At 46.8% G+C, this 22,951-nt stretch carries 12 protein-coding genes and 4 pseudogenes; 4 read left to right on the top strand and 12 right to left on the bottom strand.

Translation table 11 applies throughout. The annotated features are described in order from the left end of the window. Positions 1-120 precede the first annotated feature (120 nt). Positions 121-798 (top strand): energy-coupling factor ABC transporter permease, encoded by a 678-nt coding sequence (locus H4O27_RS04570; protein ID WP_165007852.1) that lies wholly within the window; start codon positions 121-123, stop codon positions 796-798. Between the two features lie 24 nt (positions 799-822). Next, a complete protein-coding gene (crcB, locus tag H4O27_RS04565) occupies positions 823-1,194 on the top strand; it encodes a fluoride efflux transporter CrcB (protein ID WP_165007851.1) in 372 nt (123 codons plus the stop codon). Between the two features lie 22 nt (positions 1,195-1,216). Here the strand turns inward: crcB and H4O27_RS04560 are convergent. From H4O27_RS04560 to H4O27_RS13575, 3 genes and pseudogenes are all read right to left on the bottom strand, one after another. After that, positions 1,217-1,833, bottom strand: a pseudogene (locus H4O27_RS04560) (NAD(P)H-hydrate epimerase). A gap of 258 nt (positions 1,834-2,091) precedes the next feature. After that, on the bottom strand, positions 2,092-11,139 hold the full coding sequence (locus H4O27_RS04555) for a YadA-like family protein (RefSeq protein WP_226883501.1): 9,048 nt from the start codon (positions 11,137-11,139) through the stop codon (positions 2,092-2,094). Between the two features lie 489 nt (positions 11,140-11,628). Continuing rightward, positions 11,629-11,736, bottom strand: a pseudogene (locus tag H4O27_RS13575) (ESPR domain-containing protein); the annotation flags it as partial. A 364-nt stretch (positions 11,737-12,100) separates the two neighbouring features. On the opposite strand from H4O27_RS13575, the gene H4O27_RS04550 reads away from it, so the two are divergent. After that, complete coding sequence (locus tag H4O27_RS04550; RefSeq protein ID WP_165007849.1) at positions 12,101-12,424, top strand: Dps family protein; 324 nt, start codon at positions 12,101-12,103, stop codon at positions 12,422-12,424. Between the two features lie 192 nt (positions 12,425-12,616). Here the strand turns inward: H4O27_RS04550 and H4O27_RS13415 are convergent. Next, positions 12,617-13,471, bottom strand: a pseudogene (locus H4O27_RS13415) (IS630 family transposase). A gap of 50 nt (positions 13,472-13,521) precedes the next feature. Continuing rightward, entirely contained in the window at positions 13,522-14,871 is a 1,350-nt protein-coding gene (locus H4O27_RS04535; RefSeq protein ID WP_226883436.1) for a VENN motif pre-toxin domain-containing protein, read from the bottom strand. A 207-nt stretch (positions 14,872-15,078) separates the two neighbouring features. On the opposite strand from H4O27_RS04535, the gene H4O27_RS13320 reads away from it, so the two are divergent. Then, positions 15,079-15,204 (top strand): hypothetical protein, encoded by a 126-nt coding sequence (locus H4O27_RS13320; RefSeq protein WP_255525193.1) that lies wholly within the window; start codon positions 15,079-15,081, stop codon positions 15,202-15,204. Positions 15,205-15,589: 385 nt separating this feature from the next. On the opposite strand, the gene H4O27_RS04530 is transcribed toward H4O27_RS13320, so the two are convergent. The 7 genes and pseudogenes from H4O27_RS04530 to H4O27_RS04495 form a co-directional block, all read right to left on the bottom strand. Continuing rightward, positions 15,590-15,937, bottom strand: coding sequence for an Imm8 family immunity protein (locus H4O27_RS04530; RefSeq protein ID WP_165011078.1), 348 nt, complete (start codon positions 15,935-15,937; stop codon positions 15,590-15,592). An 18-nt stretch (positions 15,938-15,955) separates the two neighbouring features. Next, the gene (locus tag H4O27_RS04525; protein WP_226883434.1) at positions 15,956-16,234 is read right to left on the bottom strand and encodes a hypothetical protein; all 279 of its coding nucleotides are present in this window, start codon (positions 16,232-16,234) and stop codon (positions 15,956-15,958) included. A 13-nt stretch (positions 16,235-16,247) separates the two neighbouring features. Next, positions 16,248-19,991 (bottom strand): annotated as a pseudogene (locus H4O27_RS12960) (hemagglutinin repeat-containing protein); the annotation flags it as partial. Between the two features lie 65 nt (positions 19,992-20,056). Beyond that, positions 20,057-20,470: a hypothetical protein gene (locus H4O27_RS04510; RefSeq protein WP_165011058.1), complete on the bottom strand. Its 414-nt coding sequence runs from the start codon at positions 20,468-20,470 to the stop codon at positions 20,057-20,059. Then, positions 20,442-21,365, bottom strand: coding sequence for a hypothetical protein (locus H4O27_RS04505; protein ID WP_165011056.1), 924 nt, complete (start codon positions 21,363-21,365; stop codon positions 20,442-20,444). The genes H4O27_RS04510 and H4O27_RS04505 overlap by 29 nt, the downstream gene beginning before the upstream one ends. A 108-nt stretch (positions 21,366-21,473) precedes the next feature. Continuing rightward, positions 21,474-21,911 (bottom strand): hypothetical protein, encoded by a 438-nt coding sequence (locus tag H4O27_RS04500; protein WP_165011054.1) that lies wholly within the window; start codon positions 21,909-21,911, stop codon positions 21,474-21,476. Continuing rightward, positions 21,908-22,912 (bottom strand): VENN motif pre-toxin domain-containing protein, encoded by a 1,005-nt coding sequence (locus H4O27_RS04495; protein WP_193004338.1) that lies wholly within the window; start codon positions 22,910-22,912, stop codon positions 21,908-21,910. The genes H4O27_RS04500 and H4O27_RS04495 overlap by 4 nt, the downstream gene beginning before the upstream one ends. Positions 22,913-22,951 lie beyond the last annotated feature (39 nt).

The following is a 22,951-nucleotide window of genomic DNA, read 5'->3' as shown; positions in this document are numbered from 1 at the left end:
AAGGCGGTTATTTTATCGTGTTTCCGCATTAAAAAGAATAAGCAAAACCGCTATCGGCGCAATATTTTAACGATTCAGCGTATAATAAGGCCGTCTGAAAATATTGAGCGCGTGTTCCTTATGATTTTTCAAGCCGAATGGTTTTCGTATGCTGCTTTTATCACGGCATGGCCGGTTTTGGCCGCTTTACTGGCTGTGTGCGCCAAGTCTGCTTTCAAAGCCTTTTCCGCACATCGTTCGGCCGTGAATTTAGTCATTTTGATTGTAACCACGGCATGGCTTTTGAATGCGACGCCTGATGACGGCCAGCTTGCGGGCATGAGCTATCACCTTTTGGCAATGAATTTGGCGGCGCTCATGATCGGCGTCCCGGCAGCTTTTTGGCTGGGGGCATTGCTGCTTTTTCCTTATGTGTGGCTATTTGGCGGTGATTGGCAGGTGTACCCGATCAATGCTTTGGCCTTATTGCTGCCGCCGCTGATAACCAATATTTTATTCCACCGCTTGGTGAATTTATTGCCGGCCAACCTGTTTATTTTTATTTTCGTCAACGGCTTTATCGGGTCGGCTGCCAGTATTTTGTTTACCGGTTTGGTATTGGTCGCTGTTTTGGATTGGGCAGCAGCTTTTCCGAGCGATGTATTGTGGTCCACCGCCCTGCCCGTTTTTATTCTGATTGCTTGGGCGGAAGCCTTTTTAAGCGGCATCACTACTGCGATTTTTGTGGCTTTACGGCCGCAATGGATCAATACTTTTGACGACAACCGCTATTTAAAACCAACCAATCAAATTTGGTAGTTTCAGACGGCCTCAAGGAACGATATGTCTCCCGCTTCTCTTCTGCCGATTGTCATTGGTGCCGCATTCGGCGCTGGCATCCGCTGGTTTTTCGGGCTTTACTTTGCCCGCATCGCCACATCATTTGCTTTCGGCACTTTGGCGGCCAACTGGATTGGTGCACTTCTTATTGGCATTTTCGCCGAATTGGTGCAGCATCCGCAGTGGAAGCTGCTGTTGATTACCGGCTTTCTCGGCAGCTTGACGACATTTTCCGGTTTTTCGTTGGAAATGGTCCAACTTATGCAGGCGCAGCGTTGGGGGGCGGCTTTCGGTGCGGCGGCCTTGCACGTTTTCGGCTCCTTTGCGCTAACGGCTTTAGGCATTTGGCTGGCGCAAATGTTTAAGGCCGTCTGAACGTTCAGACGGCCTAGTCAAACTAATCTATCCCAATCTCCAAACACACCACTTCTCCACAAAATGCTTGCGCGGTTTCATTCATATGTGCCGGTTTGTATGCGCCGAAAGCGTAAGTGTGTGTTCATCGTATTCTGCTGTGTCACCGTTTAAACCTGTGGGCATATCCAAAGCAATTTTAAGGCCGCCTGAAGCATTCAAAGCTTGGCAGACTTCGACGATATTTTGCGGTAAATTACCACTAAAGCCTGTGCCGAATATACCGTCAATCACCACATTATAAGCATTTTTCGTTTTCGGACAGCCTGACAAATCTTCTTCGTTTAAAAAAGTGATACCCGGCAATCCGTTTAAACGCCGGCGGTTAAGTTCTGATAAATCCGATAAGATATTGCCGCAGACCAAGGCAATATCCACTTGCCAGCCGTGCTGCTGCAACACGCGTGCAATCACCAGACCATCGCCGCCATTATTACCCTTGCCGCAGGCAATCAATACTTTCTGCCGACCGACACAATGCTGCAAAATATCCGCCGCCGCAGCTTGCCCCGCATTTTCCATCAGTTGCTCAAATGATGTACCTTTATCTACCGCTGCTTGTTCGGCGGCACGCATTTCTTTGGTATTGTAAATTTTCATATCCGCGTCTGATTTAGAACAGTCATCATAAAATTATATAGTGGATTCACTTTAAAAATAGGACAAGGCGGCGGAGCCGAAGGCAGTATCGATAATACGGCCAGTCGAGCCAACGCTGTACTATTTTAAAGTGGATTCATTATAGTCCCATCACGTCAAAATGGCTTACTTCTCATGCCCTCACTTAGGCCGCAAATAAAAAGGCCGTCTGAAACATCAGTTTCCGACGGCCTTGATTCAAGCTGAAACCCGATTAGATTACCATTGGTACAACGCACCCGCACCCACGCCCACATGGCCGCCGGTATTGGTTGAGAAGTTACCTTTGATAATCCAGTTACCGCCATCGCTCATTGAAGACACGCCGATGGCTATGGCAGATTCGCCACCGTAGTGACCGCCACCGATACCCAAGCCGGTCGCACCCGGGCGGGTTACTTGCGGAATCGAGCTTTGGGCAATCGCTCCGGCCACACCGGCATAAGCTTTCTTACCGACATTGTCGATGTTTTGTTGCAACTGATTACCCATACCGACCAATTGGTTCACGTTTACCGCATCGGTACCGTTTTTACCCGGCGCCACGTTGGTAATAGTGTTACCACCGTTGTTCAGACCAATCGGGCTGATGCTGACGGTATTTTGCGGATTGGCTTCGGTTGGCGCCGCAATGGTCACGCCGTTGCTGTTGACAACTGTATTACCGGTAGTCAGCGAACCTTCTTGGCCCAGATTTACATCTTTAACCAATTTTACTTCCAAGGTATCGCTACCGTTAGCCACCACACCGATATTGCCGTCTGAAAGCTTGGCAGTATCGGTTACGCCGCCTTTCACATTCACGGTTTGACCCAGCTTGCGATTAACGTTGTCGCCACTGTCACCGGCAAAGGTGAGCGGTTGATTCACAGCTTTGTTCAAACCACTAATTGCATCACCGGCATTGTTTACCGCAGTTGTGCTGTTGTCTGCAGGATTAGTCAAGGTATAGCTAGGTGCGCTTACTGTACCGTCTGCATTCACAGTCGAGCCGCCGCCCAAATGGTTAGCAATGCTGTTGGCGGTACCATAGAGCTGGCTGCCGTTGACCGCATCTTTGCTGTCTGCGGCAATCTTACCGGCTGCTACGTTGGTGATGTTTTTATCGGCTGCCTCAATACCTGTCTTCGTCACGCTTGGACCATTGTTAATGGTCAGGCCGTCTGAATTCAGGGTGCTGTCACCGGTGGTTACCGTTTTGGCTGTAACGGTGTTGAAATCAACATCGTCTTTAGTGGCAACAGTAAAGTTAGCACCATCACGGGTAATGGTAATGTTTTTGCCATCGTTAAAGTTAACTTCATCGCCTGAACTGATGAATTCACCCGCATCACCGTTTGCTTTGGCAGTAAAGCCGGAGTTATTGACGGCATCGGCCACGGTTTGGGCAGTGGCCAGTGCGTTAGGCATGGTCGTGCTTGCATTGCCTTTGCCGTCAGTAGTGATGCCGCCGGTGATGGCAGCAATGTTGCCGTTAGTGTCAACTTGAGTGGTTACGCCGTCGGTTTTAGCCGCAACAGTATAAGTCGTGCTACGGTCTTTCTCATTTACTTTAGAAGTAACTGTTACACCTTGGTCACCAGCAACTTTAGTAGTTGCTGCAGCTTGGGCTGCTTTCAGCTGACTAACGTTCACTGCATCTGTATCCTCCTCACCCGCTTTGACATTGGTAATTTTATTACCGCCGTTGTCTAAGCCATCTTTGGTCAGCGTAACAGGTTGGCCTTCTGTACCGTTATTGATGGTAATACCGTCTTTAGTCAGGCTAGTATCGCCGTTCTTAACGCCATCATTGTTGATGGTGGTATCACCGGCTGTAACACTGTCAACGGTAACGTCTTTAGCAAGATTGTAAACCACATCATTGCTATCGGCTGATTTACTGATCACAATATTATCATCAGTATTTTTCATATCAACTGTCGAACCCGGTTTTACCAATGAGCCGTTTGCACCTTGGGCGGTCAAAATAAAGCCGGAATTATTGATGGCTTCGGCTACATCGCCTGCGGTGGCTAATGCAGTCGGGGTCGTTGCGGCAGATACGCCTTTATCATCCGTGGTAATGTCGCTGGTTACTGCGGCAATATTGCCTGCTTCGTCAACTTTGGTGGTCACACCGTCGGTTTTGGCCGCCACGGTGTAAGTGGTACTGCCGTCTTCATTTGCCGAAGGGGTAACGGTAACACCTTGGTCACCTTCAACTTTGGCGGTGGCTGCTTTTCGGGCTTTTTCCAACTGGCTTACGTTTACGGCATCCGTATCCGCTTCGCCTGCTTTGACATGGGTGATTTGTTTGTCAGCCGCATCAATACCTGTCTTCGTGATGCTCGGACCATCTTTGATGGTCAGGCCGTCTGAATTCAGGCTTGTGCCACCCACGGTAACCTTATTCGCCGTTACGTTTTTAAATTCGACATCGTCCGCCGTCGCAAAGGTAAAGGCATTGCCGACGCGTTTAACGGTCAGGTTCTTACCTGCGTTGAACTCAACTTCTTCACCCGGGTTAATCAAGGTTGCTTCTGCTTCGTCACCCTCGGCTTTGTTACCGCCTGATTTAACGTTGAAGCCGGAATTATTGATGGCTTCGGCTACATCGCCTGCGGTGGCTAATGCAGTCGGGGTCGTTGCGGCAGATACGCCTTTATCATCCGTGGTAATGTCGCTGGTTACTGCGGCAATATTGCCTGCTTCGTCAACTTTGGTGGTCACACCGTCGGTTTTGGCCGCCACGGTGTAAGTGGTACTGCCGTCTTCATTTGCCGAAGGGGTAACGGTAACACCTTGGTCACCTTCAACTTTGGCGGTGGCTGCTTTTCGGGCTTTTTCCAACTGGCTTACGTTTACGGCATCCGTATCCGCTTCGCCTGCTTTGACATGGGTGATTTGTTTGTCAGCCGCATCAATACCTGTCTTCGTGATGCTCGGACCATCTTTGATGGTCAGGCCGTCTGAATTCAGGCTTGTGCCACCCACGGTAACCTTATTCGCCGTTACGTTTTTAAATTCGACATCGTCCGCCGTCGCAAAGGTAAAGGCATTGCCGACGCGTTTAACGGTCAGGTTCTTACCTGCGTTGAACTCAACTTCTTCACCCGGGTTAATCAAGGTTGCTTCTGCTTCGTCACCCTCGGCTTTGTTACCGCCTGATTTAACGTTGAAGCCGGAATTATTGATGGCTTCGGCTACATCGCCTGCGGTGGCTAATGCAGTCGGGGTCGTTGCGGCAGATACGCCTTTATCATCCGTGGTAATGTCGCTGGTTACTGCGGCAATATTGCCTGCTTCGTCAACTTTGGTGGTCACACCGTCGGTTTTGGCCGCCACGGTGTAAGTGGTACTGCCGTCTTCATTTGCCGAAGGGGTAACGGTAACACCTTGGTCACCTTCAACTTTGGCGGTGGCTGCTTTTCGGGCTTTTTCCAACTGGCTTACGTTTACGGCATCCGTATCCGCTTCGCCTGCTTTGACATGGGTGATTTGTTTGTCAGCCGCATCAATACCTGTCTTCGTGATGCTCGGACCATCTTTGATGGTCAGGCCGTCTGAATTCAGGCTTGTGCCACCCACGGTAACCTTATTCGCCGTTACGTTTTTAAATTCGACATCGTCCGCCGTCGCAAAGGTAAAGGCATTGCCGACGCGTTTAACGGTCAGGTTCTTACCTGCGTTGAACTCAACTTCTTCACCCGGGTTAATCAAGGTTGCTTCTGCTTCGTCACCCTCGGCTTTGTTACCGCCTGATTTAACGTTGAAGCCGGAATTATTGATGGCTTCGGCTACATCGCCTGCGGTGGCTAATGCAGTCGGGGTCGTTGCGGCAGATACGCCTTTATCATCCGTGGTAATGTCGCTGGTTACTGCGGCAATATTGCCTGCTTCGTCAACTTTGGTGGTCACACCGTCGGTTTTGGCCGCCACGGTGTAAGTGGTACTGCCGTCTTCATTTGCCAAAGGGGTAACGGTAACACCTTGGTCGCCTTCAACTTTGGCGGTGGCTGCTTTTCGGGCTTTTTCCAACTGGCTTACGTTTACGGCATCCGTATCCGCTTCGCCTGCTTTGACATGGGTGATTTGTTTGTCAGCCGCATCAATACCTGTCTTCGTGATGCTCGGACCATCTTTGATGGTCAGGCCGTCTGAATTCAGGCTTGTGCCACCCACAGTAACCTTATTCGCCGTTACGTTTTTAAATTCGACATCGTCCGCCGTCGCAAAGGTAAAGGCATTGCCGACGCGTTTAACGGTCAGGTTCTTACCTGCGTTGAACTCAACTTCTTCACCCGGGTTAATCAAGGTTGCTTCTGCTTCGTCACCCTCGGCTTTGTTACCGCCTGATTTAACGTTGAAGCCGGAATTATTGATGGCTTCGGCTACATCGCCTGCGGTGGCTAATGCAGTCGGGGTCGTTGCGGCAGATACGCCTTTATCGTCCGTGGTAATGTCGCCGGTTACTGCGGCAATATTGCCTGCTTCGTCAACTTTGGTGGTCACACCGTCGGTTTTGGCCGCCACGGTGTAAGTGGTACTGCCGTCTTCATTTGCCAAAGGGGTAACGGTAACACCTTGGTCGCCTTCAACTTTGGCGGTGGCTGCTTTTCGGGCTTTTTCCAACTGGCTTACGTTTACGGCATCCGTATCCGCTTCGCCTGCTTTGACATGGGTGATTTTATTACCGCCGTTGTCTAAGCCATTTTTGGTCAGCGTAACAGGTTGGCCTTCTGTACCGTTATTGATGGTAATACCGTCTTTAGTCAGGCTAGTATCGCCGTTCTTAACACCATCATTGTTGATGGTGGTATCACCGGCTGTAACACTGTCAACGGCAATGTCTTTGGCCAGTTTGATGTCCAAAGTATCGTTACCATTAGCTACCACACCAATATTGCCGTCTGACAGTTTAGCTGCTTCAGTGACGCCGCCTTTAACATTTACCGTTTCACCTAATTTACTCTCAACGTTATCACCGCTATCACCGGCAAAGGTAAGCGGACTAAATGCTTGGGCAGCAGTCTGATTAATTGCATCATTAACATTGTTAACAGTATTTCCATTAACAGTCATAGGTTGATTATTGACAGTTATATTACCAACAGTTAAACCATTGTTATTAACAGTGGTATCGCCCGCCGTCACACTGTCAACCGCAATGTCTTTTTTAAGATTAATCACATAGTCGGTATTATTGCCGGTAGTTGTCCCAATAACACTTACGTTACCGTCTGTATTTTGAGCGGTAGTGGTTTTTTCACTGTTATTAATGGCATCTGCAACAGCTTTGGCGGTTGCAAAGTTATCGCCTTCTTTTCCGGCTACGACACCGCCATCATTGTTAACAGTCAAACTGGATTTATTCACATCAAAAGTAATGTTTGAGTCTGAAGCACGTGCAGTTGTGCCTACACCATTCACAAAGTTAATGTCTTTGTTCTTTTGGTTCAGCGTTTCTGCTTGCGTACCATTTACCGAAGTAGTGAACTCTTGGACGGCTGTATCGGCTTTAGCCAGAGATTCTTTGCTTTTATCCGATAAATCAACTGCATAAGTACGTGTACGGCCAGCTTTATCGATGGTAGGCATAACAGTAACGGCATCAGAACCACTTGCAGTTGTGTCCCAAGCATTCACGGTATAAGTTGTGCCGTCTTTATTGCTTGTACTGTCTACAACCACATTTGTACCCGCTTCTACCTTGCTTTGCGAAGCTTTCAACTGGCTGTAATTAACCGCTTGGTTATCTTCAGTCGCAGGAGCAACATTATTGACAGCCAGATTACCGGCATCAATACCTTTATTGGTAATACTTGGGCCATTATTAATGGTCAGGCCGTCTGAATTGATGACAGTATTACCGGCCGTAACGCTACCTACCTTAATATCTTTGTTTAAGCTAATGGTAATCGCGTCACCTGCTGCGCTCGTAGTAATGTTCTCGTCACCATTCACTGCAACGGTAGAACCCAATTTTTCAACATTGGTACTGCCTGTGTCGCCGGTAAACGTCAAACCTTGGGTGTCAACCGCTTCTTTGGCATTTACGCCTTTTTTGATGTCTTCTTTGGTTGTATCAGACAGATCCAGTGCATAATCTGTAGTGACTGCTTGCGTAGTCGCATCAGTGGCAGATGTTTCTGTTTTCTTCAAAGCATCGCTTACCGATACCGTAGCTTTATCTGCACTAACTGTGTATTCGGTGTTGTTGCCTTCAGCCTTAGATTGAACATGAGTATTGCTGCCTTCTACCACTGTAGTGGTTTTTTCAGTACGTTCGGCCGCCTCGTTAATAGCATTGGCAACATCTGCTGCAGTCGCGAAATTATCGCCTGCAGTATTCGCAGTAACTTTACCTGCCTCATCCGTTGTCAAACCGCTCTTATTCACATCAAAAGTAATGTCTGAGCCTGAAGCACGTGCAGTTGTGCCTACACCATTCACAAAGTTAATGTCTTTGTTCTTTTGGTTCAGCTTTTCTGCTTGCGTACCATTTACCGAAGTAGTGAACTCTTGGACGGCTGTATCGGCTTTAGCCAGAGAATCCTTAGAAGCTTGTGACAAATCAACCTTATAATCGGTCACGTTTTGAGCGTCTTTATTACCTGCGGTAACGGTCACGGCATCGGAGCCATTGCTCACACTCGTACCCTTAGCGTTAACCGTATAAGTTTTGGAGCCATCACCGTTGGTTTCGGTAGCAACATCATTGACGTTGGTACCGGCCACTACTGTAGATTTGGCTGCTTTAATGGCATCATGAACAGTATTCTTGTTGGTATCACCGATATTATTGGCAGTCAGCTTACCTGTGCTTGGATCAAGTGTCGTTTCACCGCCGATAATATTTTTAGTGGTTTCTGCGACATTACCTAATACATCTTGGGTCAAGTAAAGCTGACTACCGTTAATCGCATCGGTAGAATCGGCAGAAATTTTACCTGCAGCAACGTTAATAATCTGGCGTTCTTGACCAGAAGCACCAACAGAAACGATACCCGCAGGCTTACCGGCAAACGAGCCATAAGTAATGCCGTTTACCGTACCGTTTTCAATATCATTCGCCTGACCTGCTGTCGTTGTAACAGAATCTTCGCTACTATTCGCACCTAAAATTACATTGTTATCAGCAGTAGCGGTCACGTTGTTACCCAATACCATGGTATTTTGGGCATCAACGGTATTTTCATTACCGATAATCACAGAATCGCTGGCATCGGCCGTCTCAGCTACTGTGTTTTTGTAACCCAGTACAAATGCACGGTCTGCATTTTGTGTTTGGATCAAAGCCGACGTATCCGTAATAATGCCTGAACCATTGCGGGTTGCGGTTGCGCCTACATTGTTTTGGCCGCCCAAAATCAATACATTATCACTAGCGGAACCAATGGCATTGTTGTTACCTAAAGAGTACGAATTTGTACCTTGTACCACAGACGGATCACCAATCGCACCGGAACCTTGGCCGCTAACCACATTACCGGTACCGATAGAGATAGAGTCTTTAGCAGCAGCCTGTGCACCTGTACCAATGGCAATGGCATTCACAGCAGTGTTACTGCCTTTAGTTCCTGCCTTAGCATCCGAACCTACAGCAATGCTGTCATTAGTGTAAGCAGTGGCTTGATAGCCTTGGCTTAACGAGCGGGCGCGGCTCAAGATATCGCCATCCGCACCGGCACCCGCACCAAAACCAACTGCAACATTATGATTGCCATTGATGAATTGACCACTGTTTGAGCCGATTGCAAGATTATGGCTACTGTTAGTCAATTTCGTTTTATCGTTACCGACATATCTACCGGCATTTTCACCAAAGGCGATGTTATTACTGCCGGCAATAAAGCTGCCGGCACTTTTACCTGCCGCTACGTTAGCATCCGATCCTGATGTGATGGCAGCATCTTGGCCCACTTTAAAAGTGTTGGCAGCAACATCAAGTGTTGCATTACTTTCTAAAACACCGATATTATTACCTGCTCCTTGACCTGCCGACCAGTTACCACTGCCTCTGATACGGTTACCCGAGCCGTAACCGGTAGTTGCGTTGTTTGCGCCTAATACATTGCCACCCGTACGGGAACCGACAGAAGTATTTGAGTTGCTCACAATATTAGAGCCGCTTTGATAGCCGACACTAACATTATTATCGCCCAGAATATTATTGCCTACATCATAACCGAATGCGGTATTGGCGTAGTTAGGCTTTTCTGCCGTACCGATTCTTTGGCCGGAACTATTACCCAAAACGGTATTGTCCCAGCCATAAACATTGCTTCCGGAAAAGTTACCGACGGTAATATTCTTTGGCGAAGCCATGTTGAGGATGCGGGTTGTGTTTTGGTTTACCTGGCTGCCTGAATTTATACCAATGGTGATATCGCCACCTAATGCAGCAGTAGCCCCCTCACCAATGGCAACAGCAGACATTATTTGGCCGGCATTGCCTGCTGTCGTGTAATGCGTAATCGCTTTGGCATCTTTACCAATGGCTACAGAACCATTGCGAAGCGCTTTGGCGCCATCGCCAACCGCGACAGAATGATCGTCATACGTCATGGCGTTATTACCGATTGCTACCGAGAAACGGCTGCGGTTAATGGCGTTACTATCTTTAGTACCATTGCCAACCGTGCGGTTAACGGCATGATCTGACATACCGTTTGCTTGGTAATTGTTGGCATTCGTGCCGATAGCAACCGAATTCTCGCCTTGCTGATACACACCGGCACCTGTACCCATGGCAATGTTGTTGCTGCCTGCACCATAAGAGCCGGCCTCTTTACCGATAGAAATATTGGTATGAGTGGCTACAGTTTCCGGAGAAGCAGTTTTTGCACCACCGGTATACAAATATGCTACGGCACTACGTTTACCATTACTAACATCAACTGCGGCTGTGCCGAAATCGGCATTTTCTTTACCGGCATTGCGGCCAATAGAAATAGAGGTATCAGTATTAGCACGGGCAATTGAGCCGATGGCAATAGCATCAGTACCTTCAGCTTTAACATTAGTAGTATTAGTGTAATCTTCTGAAGATTCAGACATACCGATGGCAATCGAACGCTCACCGATAGAAGTAGCAGAGTTGCCCATCGCCAATGAACCTTTACCCACAGCGGCAGAAGCAGAACCATAGGCCTGCGAACCATCACCCACCGCAACAGCTTGACGGCCGATAGCCACCGCATTGGTACCTTGAGTTTCAGCGGATGAACCGAGAACAACGCCGCCTGAACGCGAAAGTGCATTTGCGCCTACGGCAACACCCAAAGAACGTTTGTTGCCTATAATAGCAGAAGCACCATCGCCAATCGCAACGCCACCGGACTCAGTAACAACATTTCTGCCAATACCAACCACTGACGATGATATGTTTCCATTAGCATTGGCTAAGGAGTTCCCATTAGTTGTGAATGATGAATAAGGGTTTCTATAAGAACGATGTCCCGTACCATAATTGATACCTATGTTACCGCCAATATCAGTTTTGGCATTGGAACCAATGACAACAGCACCAACATGATTGCCCGAATTGGCATCCGCACCCATAACAACAGTACCTGCTTTGTTGTTATTAGTTGTATTTGCATTACCGCAAATTACAGAATTACTCACTGTATCAAAATAACAAACATTACTACCCGCAGGCCGTGCAGCTCCTGTGGCAGCAAGTGCAGGATTAGCTGCTAACAACAATGCAGAGGCTACACCGCTAAAAGCGAAAATTCTTGAAAGGATGCTGCGTTCTGAATGAGCAGCATGGCCCACTATAGAAGAGGCAGATTTGCTTTTACCTTTTGCAAATTCGGCAACAGCGGTATAAGTACGTGTAGTTTCGTTGTAAATCACCCGGTAGATTTTGTTCATTGGTCTCTTTCTTAATTGCTGAATGAAATAACAATATTGAGTTGATGAATAGACGCAAGTTGACAATAATTGTCACCTTGTAACAAATTTCGCCCAATATCCAATATCTATTAAAATAGTTGCCTCTTATGCTGACTTATACCGATAATCTGATAAATCAGCCACTTATCAAAAAGTAAGATAATTTTATTCTAAATAAATTATCAGTAACTAAATCTTACAAGCAATTAATATGCCAATTTATTCATTCCCAACCGGATCATCATCAATAAAGTATATTGTTGTTATTTATAGAAAATAATTAGAAATACAAATGAAACAGTGATTAATTATCCCAATCTTCTTTTGCTCAAAAAAAATCATCATGGCTAAAGCGGAAAAAGAGAAAACTACTTCAGCCGAAAAAGTGGAAACCAACCAAATCGGTTTGGAAAAAAGCGAAGCCGTGCCTATTAACGGGAAACCGAACGCTTTGTTGTCGAGCTATCAAGTGTTTTATCAAAATGTGCGCAGCTATCCTCGGAATATCAAAGGCGAGCATTTTTTCTTGCTGCATACCAAACTTGAAGAGCTTTATACCGATCTGCAATTACAGATTGATGAAATTGCCGAGCGCAATTTGACTCCTGCATGTACACCGCTGCATGCTTACGGCGACTTACCCGACATTCTTCTATATTCTATATAAAGAGGATGAAAACGTATTTGATGGCCGCGAATGTGTGTTGAAGGTTTGATTAGTAGTTTGCAAGAGCTGATTGAAGAGCGAGGCGGCGGACGAAGCCGGTGATGGGGACACGGCAGATTAGATTACCGGCTATGTGCAGGCGTAAGAGAAATTGATTTGAATGCAATAACGCTTTCTTAGGCGTAAATATAGTTAATTAAAATAAAAACTACTCATTAGTGCAGCCATAAAATTGCCTATTTCAGGCAGCACTTTTCGTAGATGCTTTTTTAATGTTCGCCCATGCTTTTTCAATCGGATTAAGCTCTGGCGAATAAGGTGCAAGAGCTAAGATTTTATGCCCCTCTTTTTCTGAAATCTCTGCTAAAACAGACATCCGATGAAAGCGGGCATTATCCATCACGATAACAGATTGTTCAGTTAATTCAGGCAGCAATACGCCTTCAAACCATGCTTCAAATAAACGGCTATCCATCGTGCCTGAATAAATCATGGGTGCAATTAGATTACTTTGGTCTTTGATTTGAGCTGCAACCGGTGATGTGCGCCGGTATCGTTTACCACTGATTTGCGCTTTAACTGGAAGCCCTTTTGGTGAATAGGCATAAGGACGGTAGTAAAAAGTATCAAATCCTGTTTCATCAAGGAAAACAACTTGATAATCAGCATATTGATTTAATGCTTGTTGATAAGCGGCTACCTGTTCTGGTTTTTGTTCTTTGTAGCTCGTGGTCTTTTTTTACGCGTCATACCCAATACTTTGAACAAATAACAAATATTAGCCGGCGTACACCCAAAATGAGCTGCAATTTCATGCTGGTATGCATCAGGGTGTTCTTTAACATATTCTATGAGCAGTTTTTTATTGACTTTGGTTGCATTGCCACCTTTGACTTGATGTTCAAATGAACCAGTTTGCTCATAGCGTTTTCTCCAACTTCGAAATGTTTTTGGGTCAATTTGGTATGCTTTGCAAACTTCGCTGGCATTTTTGCATGCCTGATAGTATTGGTATGCTTTTTCTCGTAGTTCTATTGAGTATGACATTTTGGACTCTAAATATTCAGTGTTGATTTGGGAATTCTTATTTTAATATACTATACATCAAAATAATCAAAGGTCTTGAAGTTTGGCGGTAGGCGAGCATCAGCCGCTAAATTTTTACCAACATAATTTTCCCACGGCATACCTTGTTTGCCAACACTGGCACCCCATTGAATACCAACCGATTTATTAGAGATTATGTTAGGTAGCTGATTACTTTGTACCCAAGATGAAAGTGGTTTATTCTGTGGTGCTTGTAAGGCTGCATTGTTCGCTCCTTTCCGAATTTGAGTAGATAATATGCGGATGTCGGCTTTTTTCCTTGCTTCCTGCCAAAATGATGAGCTTTGGACTACATTTTTCAACTTTCCGACTGTTTTCTGTACCGGTACAGATTTAGCGAGCAAATTGGCTGTGCCACTACCTAAAATTATTGAAGTTGCATTTGCACCTACTCTTGCAGCGAGTAAAGCATCCATATGAGCTGCCAGTTTTCGATCTGACCGATATGCTTCATCTCGGATAAGTTTCCATTCATCATAACTGATAATTACTTTATCAAAAGTTTGTGCAGGATTACTAACGACATCAATAAAGGCTGCATATGTATCTTTATAGTTTACAATGGCTTCCCATGTTCCTGCGACCACTTCTTGTATACCGATTCGATTTACCTCTCCTGCGTATTGATTATAGTAATTAATATACTCTTCAGCATATTTTTCGTTGCCCTTAAATAATGTTCGGGCAAGATGCCGGATTTCTTTTTTCCGTGTTTGCTGAGCCTGATCGGCATTCATATCAAAGTCATTCACTCCTAGAGTGTGGGCCCAGTTATTTTCTACCGCGTTCCCTGCAGCCAAACTGCCTTGCACCGCATTCGCAGTACTGTTCCCAACAGCCGCCCCCGTAGCCGTTCCCAACAGGTTTGTAATCGCCGTTACGGTTTCTTTCTGCTCCGCCGTCAGTTTGCTGCCGTCTTTTTCTCCGTAGAGATAGTTGCCGATTAATGGTGCGGCCGCTTCGGCACTGCCGGCACTGATGGCGCCGGCCAGGGCGTTGTTATCTCCTGCCGCTGCGGTGGCCGCACCCAATACCGTATGGGCGAGGATGTGGGCGGTTTCCTGTTTAGCGGTCAGATTGCCGTCTGAATTCTGTTGCGCCAGTTCTTTGAAGTGTTGTCCGATTTGATAGGATACGGCCGGACTTGCAGTGGCGGCTGCAATGCCTGCTACGCTGTCGGTCGGTGCGGATAAGTCGGCGGCAATGCTGTTGAGCAGCACTTTGCCTTTCTGCCAGTTACCGGTTTTTTCCCGGTACTCGGCTTCGCTGATAAGGCCTTTTTCTTTCTGTTCTTTCAGCGTATCCAGTTTTTGGTTGATTTCGCTATTGGCCGACTGCACATTTTTGCTGAACTCCTGACTGACCTTACGCTGTAAATCAATCTCGCGCTGTACCTTGTCTTTATCAAACGTATTTTTCAGACGGCCTGATGCGGCTTCGGCGGTTTCGGTTCAGGTGTCGGTGTAAACCGCTTCGGCTTTTTTGCCTGTCGGGTCGTTGCCGATGACGATGTTGCGGGTGCCGATGCCGCTTTTGGTAACACTGCTTTGACTGCCGCCGTCGCTGCCGTAGCCGATGCTGCTGTCGATACCGTTTTTAGTGGCGACGGTTTGGATGCGGCTGTCGGCAGCAGGTGCGGTTTGGCCGAGGCTTTGGCCGCTGATGCTGCCTGATACGCCGATGCCGAAGCCGTCGCCTTCATAGCGGCTGTGGTTTTCAATGTCGCCGTGGCTGATTGAGGCCGTCTAAAAGCGGTTTCTGCCTTCGCTTTCGGCTGTTTCGGTGGCAGTAATTAGGCCGCCTTTTAAGTCGGTATGGTTTGCCACGTTGACTTGGAAGCCGTCGTCTCCTGCGTAAAGGCCGCTTTGTTCGGTTACGCTTCGGTGGTCGGCGTTGATTTTGTCCTAACAGTTCCAGCATTTTGTCAGTTAGGTGGGCAACAAGTTGCCCACCCTACACTTACTTGCTTTGGCTGTAGTCGGCGCTGATATAATCTTTGCTATAGTTGCTACCGATGATGAGTTAGCCAATGAATTACCCCTACAGTTTGTTGTTTTTTTAATCTTTATAACCATCAAACTCCCATAGAAAATATTTAGATAGATTATAAAATGCGAGTTCATCATTTTCAGAATTACATAATTCTAAAACAGAATTGATTAAAACAATTAGCTCATGCAAATCAAATTTATTTATAATTATGGAGTTTTTACCTAGTTGGGGGCTAAATATATTTTCTTGTAGCCATTTGGTTGTATATATATATACAGTAAAATCATCTGCTCCATCTTCATTTATAAATCCAATAGACATTGTTACTACCATAAAAAAATTATCAATTTTATCTAAAGGAAAGTTATTTAAATCATAGTCAATACTATAAATTTTTTTCAATTCTAAATTCATATATCAAGTTCCAATTGATTATTTGATATTTAAATGACCATTTTTAATTAATGTTTTCATCCCAGTTATCGGATTGATTTCAAAGGTTTCGAAATTAGCCTGTACCCCAGTTGTAGCATACAGTGACCGTTTATTGCTTGGTGGACGATATTGTCTTGTTCCATCTCGACTAAGCCAGCCGCCACCACTAGTTTCTCTTGCACCATCTCCAACCCAAATCATTCCCAATTTATCAGCTTCACTTTTAGTAGCTGTCCCAATATTAAAATTCCCTTGTCCTTGAATTGCCGCAGCCAATCTTGAATCTTGTTCAGCAATATTTTTTTAAGTTTTGTTCATTTAACTGATTAATCAGTTTGGGATAGGTTGCCGCATTAGCAGTCCCTTCCGAAGTACTCAGCATGGTCATCTTCGGAATCGGCTTCGGTTTAGGAATACCTGTGGCTGCTTTTCCTACACTCAAGGTATCTATCGCAAGCTGTACATAATCAGCAGCCTGCTCAGACAAACCCAGTTTCTTCAATTCTTGAACAGTGATGGTGGGACTTTGTTCACTGGCTTTCTTCCCAAAATTATTCAGACCGGTAGCCAAGTGATCTGTTGATGAAAAAAGGCCAACAGCAGCAGCACTGCAGGTTAAACCGAATGATTGGGGACAGGTAGCAACCCCGCCTTTTACGGAAATTACAATTCCCGAAGCACCGGCTACAATCTCTGCTCCCGGTGTAATATAACGATTAAGAATACTTTTATCTTCCCGACTCAGTGTTTCGTATCGTGCCGTTAAATAATCGACAAGCAAAGTCTGATGCTGGGATAAAAATTGCATAGATTCATTTTGCAAGTCTTTATGATTTTGTGCAAATCTTGAATCTTGAGCGAAATTGATAATACGCTCAATGTCTTGCCGACATTCCTGAATTCTTCCGCCATTACATTCTTTGATTACCTTGTTCTTTAATACCTTATAAATATTGCGAACTTCTTCAGGTTTTTTGTTGAGTGCATTGCTTGTGAGATAATAATTATTCTCAACAGCACTCCCCGCAACCAAACCACCCTGAGCCGCATTCGCAGTACTGTTCCCAACCGCCGCCCCCGTAGCCGTTCCCAACAGGTTTGTAATCGCCGTTACGGTTTCTTTCTGCTCCGCAGTCAGTTTGCTGCCGTCTTTCTCACCGTAGAGATAGTTGCCGATTAGCGGTGCGGCGGCTTCGGCACTGCCTGCACTGATGGCGCCGGCCAGGGCGTTGTTGTCTCCCGCCGCTGCCGTTGCTGCGCCCAATACCGCATGGGCGAGGATGTGGGCGGTTTCCTGTTTACCGGTAAGTTTGCCGTCTGAATTCTGTTGCGCCAGTTCTTTGAAGTATTGGCCGATTTGATAGGCAGCGGCCGGACTTGCCGCTGCGGCGGCAATGCCTAATGCGCTGTCGGTCGGTGCGCTCAAACCTGTGGCCACGGCAGCTAGGGCTACGCCGCCTTTTTGCCAGTTGTCGGCCTTTTGATGGTGCTCGTTGGCGGTTTGTACGGCTTCACGGTAGGCATTCAAATCGCCGTTTTGTAATGCTTGGGCAGCTTTGTCTTCCGCTGCTTTGGCGAGTGCTTTGTAGCCTTCGGCTTTGTGGTTGATTTCCGTTCTGACTTCCTGCACATTTTTGCTGAATTCCTGACTGACCTTCCGCTGCAAATCAATCTCGCTCTGCACCCGTTCTTTGTCAAAGATGTTGTTCAGACGGCCTGAGTTTTGTTCGGCGGTTTCGGTGCGGGTGCCGGTGTATACCGCTGCTGCCTGTGTGCCATCGGTATCGTTGCCGATGATGATGTTGCGCGTGCCGATGCCGCTGCGGGTAACACTGCTTTGACTGCCGCCGTCGCTGCCGTAGCCGATGCTGCTGTCGATACCGTTTTTAGTGGCGACGGTTTGGATGCGGCTGTCGGCAGCAGGTGCGGTTTGGCCGAGGCTTTGGCCGCTGATGCTGCCTGATACGCCGATGCCGAAGCCGTCGCCTTCATAGCGGCTGTGGTTTTCAATGTCGCCGTGGCTGATTGAGGCCGTCTGAAAGCGGTTTCTGCCTTCGCTTTCGGCTGTTTCGGTGGCGGTGATGATGCCGCCTTTTAAGTCGGTATGGTTTGCCACGTTGACTTGGAAGCCGTCGTCACCGGCAAAGATGCCGCTTTGTTCGCTGATACTGCGGTGGTCGGCGTTGGTTTTGCTTTGGTTGTAGTCGGCAGTCGCGGATGCGCCGTAACCGACGGTTACCGAGCCGCTGAGGTTTTGCTGTTTGCTGCGGTAGACGGCGCTATCCTGTATGCTTTCGATGTTGAGGTTTCGGGTGCTAAGGGCAACGCCTTTGCCTTTTACCTGCGCGCCTTTGAGGGTGGTGTCGCCGCTGCTTTGGATGACGGTGCGGCTGTCTTTGTCGCCGATGTGGGTATGGCGGTGGGTTACGTCGTCACCGTTGCCGTAGCCTTTGCCGTGGTTGCCGCCGGCGGTAAAGCCGATAACCGGTTTGCCGCTTTGAAATGCAACGGCAACGCCGGCGTTCCCGCCGCTGCTGCGGTTGTCGCTGCGTTCGCTGTGGCTCTGTTCGGCCGATTGCAGTACGATGTCTTTGGCGCGCAATAATGTGCCTTCTTTACCGGCCGCATCTGAGCCGGTGATGTTCAGACGGCCTTCGTCGGCGATCAGGCTGACTTGGCCGCCGCCGATGACTTGGCTGCTTTGGGCGGTACTGCCTTCGCTGTGGCTTTGGGCAGTGTTTTTTTGTTGGCCGTAGGTAAGGGAGACACTGACGTTGGATGCGTTTGCTGCAGATTGCCAATCGCCGGCGGATAGGGCGGCAGCGGTGTTTGCCAGGCCTTTGAGGTTGTCGGGACTGCTTTCTTCGGCCAATAACTTGCGTGTCTGCCATGCGGCATTGGCCGCGGCCATGGCATTGACGCGGCCGTTGTTGCTTTTGCCGACGGTTTTGGCAGCGGCTGCTGTGCTTTGTACGGCCTGAACGACGGGCACGTTGACCGCTACGGTCAGGCCTTTTTGTTCGAGGGTCTGCCGGTAGTCGGTGGCGTAAGTATCCTGCGCCGCTTTAATGTCGATGTTGCGCGCACGAATCAGTACGTCGCCTTCGGGCGAGGAGACGGTCGAGCCGGTTTGGCGGTAGTTTTGTTCGGCAGAAATGACGGTGTCGCCTGTTAAGCTGCCGACGGTCGAGCCGTGATTCACCCGGGTACGGCTGCCGCTGTCGGCGGTGTCTTTTTTGCTGCCGACGGTAAAACCGATGCCGCCCGAACCCATCAGGCCGGATTTTTTGGTTTGGTGGAATTCGCTGTCGTTATAGGTGCTTTGCGCGGCGGTGATGTTGACATCATTGCCCGCCGTCAACACGGTCAGGCCGTCTGAAACCACGTTGCCGCCGCGTACGGTTAAATTGTTATCGGCTGCAATCAACACTTTGCCGCCGCTGATTTCGCTGCCGACCGCTTCGTCGTGCTGACGGCGGTATTGGTCGAGGCCGGTTGTTTTGGAAGCGATGCCGCGCGATTTGGTGTAGATTGATTCGTCCAAATCCAGCGTTTGACGGCCTTCGCTGATGTCGACGTTGCGGCCGGAGAGGGTAACCCTGCCTTTATCGCTGGCGATGCTGCCTTGGCGGACGGTCAAATCGTCTTTGGCGGAAAGCAGGATATCGCCGGCCGCACCGATGACGGTACCCGCTTCGGAAGTTTGGGCAACATGGCGGTGGTTTTTATCGCTCAGTTCGCCCCATTTGCTGTGGGCTTCGAGCTTGGCGGTGCCCAAATCGATGCGGCCGTCTGAAACGATTTGGGTTTTGCCTTTGGACGCTTCGTTACGCAGATTGGCGGCGACGAAGTCGATGCTTTGGTTGGCTTTGAGGCTTAAGAGGCCGTCTGAAGCGTTGTTGACGTACAAACCGGCAACGCGGTCGATTTGGGTTTGGCCGACTTGTTTGCCGCTTTGTACCACTGAGTTGATTTGTTGCACCAAATCGATAACGGGCGAGCTGAATGCCACCGTTAGGCCTTTTTGTTCGTAGCAACTGTATTTTTGCCTGACGGGGTTGAAAATACAGTTGCTACAGACACAGGCTACGCTGGCTATTAAATTCCCACAGAAATATAGCACAGTACATCTTTTAAAAAACCTAGTTTTTTGTTATGGATGTCAATAAATTCAATATCATCAAGGAAATATGCTTTATCAATTACTATTTCATTATTATTTAAAAATTCAATAATTTCACTTTTATATAATTTTTCTAAAATAGTATTATTAAGATAATTAGTCAGTGCATTAATACTAAATCCGACTATTTTATCATTGAATAAATAAATATTTAATGCGCCATACCCCATAATTTCTTTATTCTTTTTTCTCTGCGGATTATGGTTTGGCGGATTACCAAATTCATTAATAACATCATACTTATCTGAATTTAAAAATAAAGTACTTTTAATTTTCCCGTTATTTAAAAAAGTAAAAATATTATTTCGGGTTAGATTTAGAATTTGCATTATTTAATCTCCGAACTGCATCTCTCAAAAATTTAAACTCTAATACTTTCGCATTGTTAGATTGCGTTGCCATATTCATGCCAGCCTCTGCGTGTTTAATTAAGAAATTTCTAAAAGCTTCATCATTGAGTGCTTGATTTGCCTGTCTAATTGCATAGTCAGCATCTCTAGGGTTAGTTGCAGAAAAAACAGGTTTAAAAATAATTCCTCTCTGATGATCAGGTAGAGCTTGTAGTTCAACTTTTCCTATGTTGAAGTGAACGCCTTTCGTCATTAAATCTGGTGCAATTTTTTGTGATGTAACAATGCTTTTAATGAGATTATCGTTAATATCAATAGCCCCACGCTGTGCAGCACGAGACCCACTAGGCGGACTACTAACCCATTCATTTACAAAATAGCGACTACCTTTTCCAACCACATTTAATGCTTTTGCAGCACCAAATGCCGTAGTAATTCCATCATTGCCCGCCGTCAACAGCGTGAGGCCGTCTGAAACCACATTGCTGCCGCGTACGGTTAAATCGTTATCGGCTGCAATCAACACTTTGCCGCCGCTGATTTCTCTGCCGACCGCTTCGTCGTGCTGACGGCGGTATTGGTCGAGGCCGGTTGTTTTGGAAGCGATGCCGCGCGATTTGGTGTAGATTGATTCGTCCAAATCCAGCGTTTGACGGCCTTCGCTGATGTCGACGTTGCGGCCGGAGAGGGCAACCCTGCCTTTATCGCTGGCGATGCTGCCTTGGCGGACGGTCAAATCGTCTTTGGCGGAAAGCAGGATATCGCCGGCCGCACCGATGGCGGTACCCGTTTCGGAAGTTTGGGCAACATGGCGGTGTTTTTTATCGCTCAATTCGCCACGTTTGCTGTGGGCTTCGAGCTTGGCGGTGCCCAAATCGATGCGGCCGTCTGAAAATTTTAGTTTTCAGACGGCTTGTTTTTATAAAAACCTAATTAAACAAAGTGGGCAGTGAGTGGCATCCTACGATTTTACTACGCGTACTTAAGCATCAAAAAATATTTTTAAGACAATAGCTATAACTATTAAAATAATAGCAAGAGACCACGCCTTCAAATATTCTAAAAAAACATTAACTCTTAACTCTGAATTCACTTCTAAATAGCTGATTTCATTCAGTGAAACGTACCATTCTCCTTCATCTCCAATGACTCTTGAGTTTTCAATTCTATTAGAAATATTGATTAATAATTGTAGAAAATTATCAGTTGGATTTTTTGTCCATAAAACTGAATCTTCATAGCCTAATATATTTTCAGGAAATTGATCATTATAAAAAAATTCAAAATCCCCATCTTCTTTTATTTGTGCTTTAAATCCAAACTCATCGGTAAGAAGCTTGAAGACAGCATCAAAATTATCTAAAAGAGTAGGTTGTTTTTTAATAATATGTTTATCAGATATCATAACTAAATAACTCATTTTTTCTTATTTCCTTCATAATTATTTAATGTATTAGCTCCAGATATAGTTCCTCCAATAGATGGCATCCTTCTATCAACTACCCCCTTACCTGGTTTATAGATAATGGGAACTCCCTGCCCGTGGGTTTGATTATATTTTCTAATATGTATCTCCCACTGCTTGGGAGTAGTCAAATCAGCCCATACCCCCGTTCCTTTCCAACTTAAATCAGGTTGAAGACCCGTAGATTTATTTGCACCTTTAAAATAAGAATTGGCTGAATTTGATAATTTTTTTGCTTTTCCTTTACTTTCACCTAAAAGTTCACCTGTTTCACGGTGAATTTTTGTACCAGTTGTACTTGCTCTTGATGTTATATTTTTGCTATTTTTAGCTGCTTGATTAGCAGCTTTTGTAGCTTTCGCAACATCTTGTCCAATTGCAATAGATTGCTTAACCGAGTTTCCAGCACGTTTTGCCTTAATTGCAGCAGAAGCACCAGCAGGAAGAAACGGAACTGCTGTTGCAACACTATCATAAATCAATCCTACTGCATCCAAAGTGGCCGAACTATAATTTCCTTGGGAAATATTATATGTCAAGGATGAGACTCCTATGCCTATATTCACAACGTCCCATGCTGTTTCTAAAGCATTATTCTCCACCGCACTATCCGCATTCAGACTGCCTTGCACCGCATTCGCAGTACTGTTCCCAACCGCCGCCCCCGTAGCCGTTCCCAACAGGTTTGTAATCGCCGTTACGGTTTCTTTCTGCTCCGCAGTCAGTTTGCTGCCGTCTTTCTCACCGTAGAGATAGTTGCCGATTAGCGGTGCGGCGGCTTCGGCACTGCCGGCACTGATGGCTCCGGCCAGGGCGTTGTTGCCTCCCGCCGCTGCAGTCGCCGCACCCAATACCGTATGGGCGAGGATGTGGGCGGTTTCTTGGCCGGTACTTAGTTTGCCGTCTTTGTTTTGGCCGGCTAAGTCTTTGAAGTACTGCCTGATTTGATACAACAATGCTAGAGATGTGGTGGCTGCGGCAATCCCTGCGCTGCT

The organism is Neisseria yangbaofengii (assembly GCF_014898075.1).
Lineage (GTDB): Bacteria > Pseudomonadota > Gammaproteobacteria > Burkholderiales > Neisseriaceae > Neisseria > Neisseria yangbaofengii.
Note: the sequence above shows the minus strand (reverse complement) of the source record. Positions and strands in the feature narration are given on the sequence as shown.

Excerpts from the sequence above, each read along its gene's own strand:
- H4O27_RS04570 (WP_165007852.1), top strand. The coding sequence starts at position 121 with ATGATTTTTCAAGCCGAATGGTTTTCGTATGCTGCTTTTATCACGGCA.
- crcB (WP_165007851.1), top strand. The coding sequence starts at position 823 with ATGTCTCCCGCTTCTCTTCTGCCGATTGTCATTGGTGCCGCATTCGGC.
- H4O27_RS04550 (WP_165007849.1), top strand. The coding sequence starts at position 12,101 with ATGGCTAAAGCGGAAAAAGAGAAAACTACTTCAGCCGAAAAAGTGGAA.
- H4O27_RS04530 (WP_165011078.1), bottom strand. The coding sequence starts at position 15,937 with ATGAATTTAGAATTGAAAAAAATTTATAGTATTGACTATGATTTAAAT.
- H4O27_RS04510 (WP_165011058.1), bottom strand. The coding sequence starts at position 20,470 with ATGCAAATTCTAAATCTAACCCGAAATAATATTTTTACTTTTTTAAAT.
- H4O27_RS04500 (WP_165011054.1), bottom strand. The coding sequence starts at position 21,911 with ATGAGTTATTTAGTTATGATATCTGATAAACATATTATTAAAAAACAA.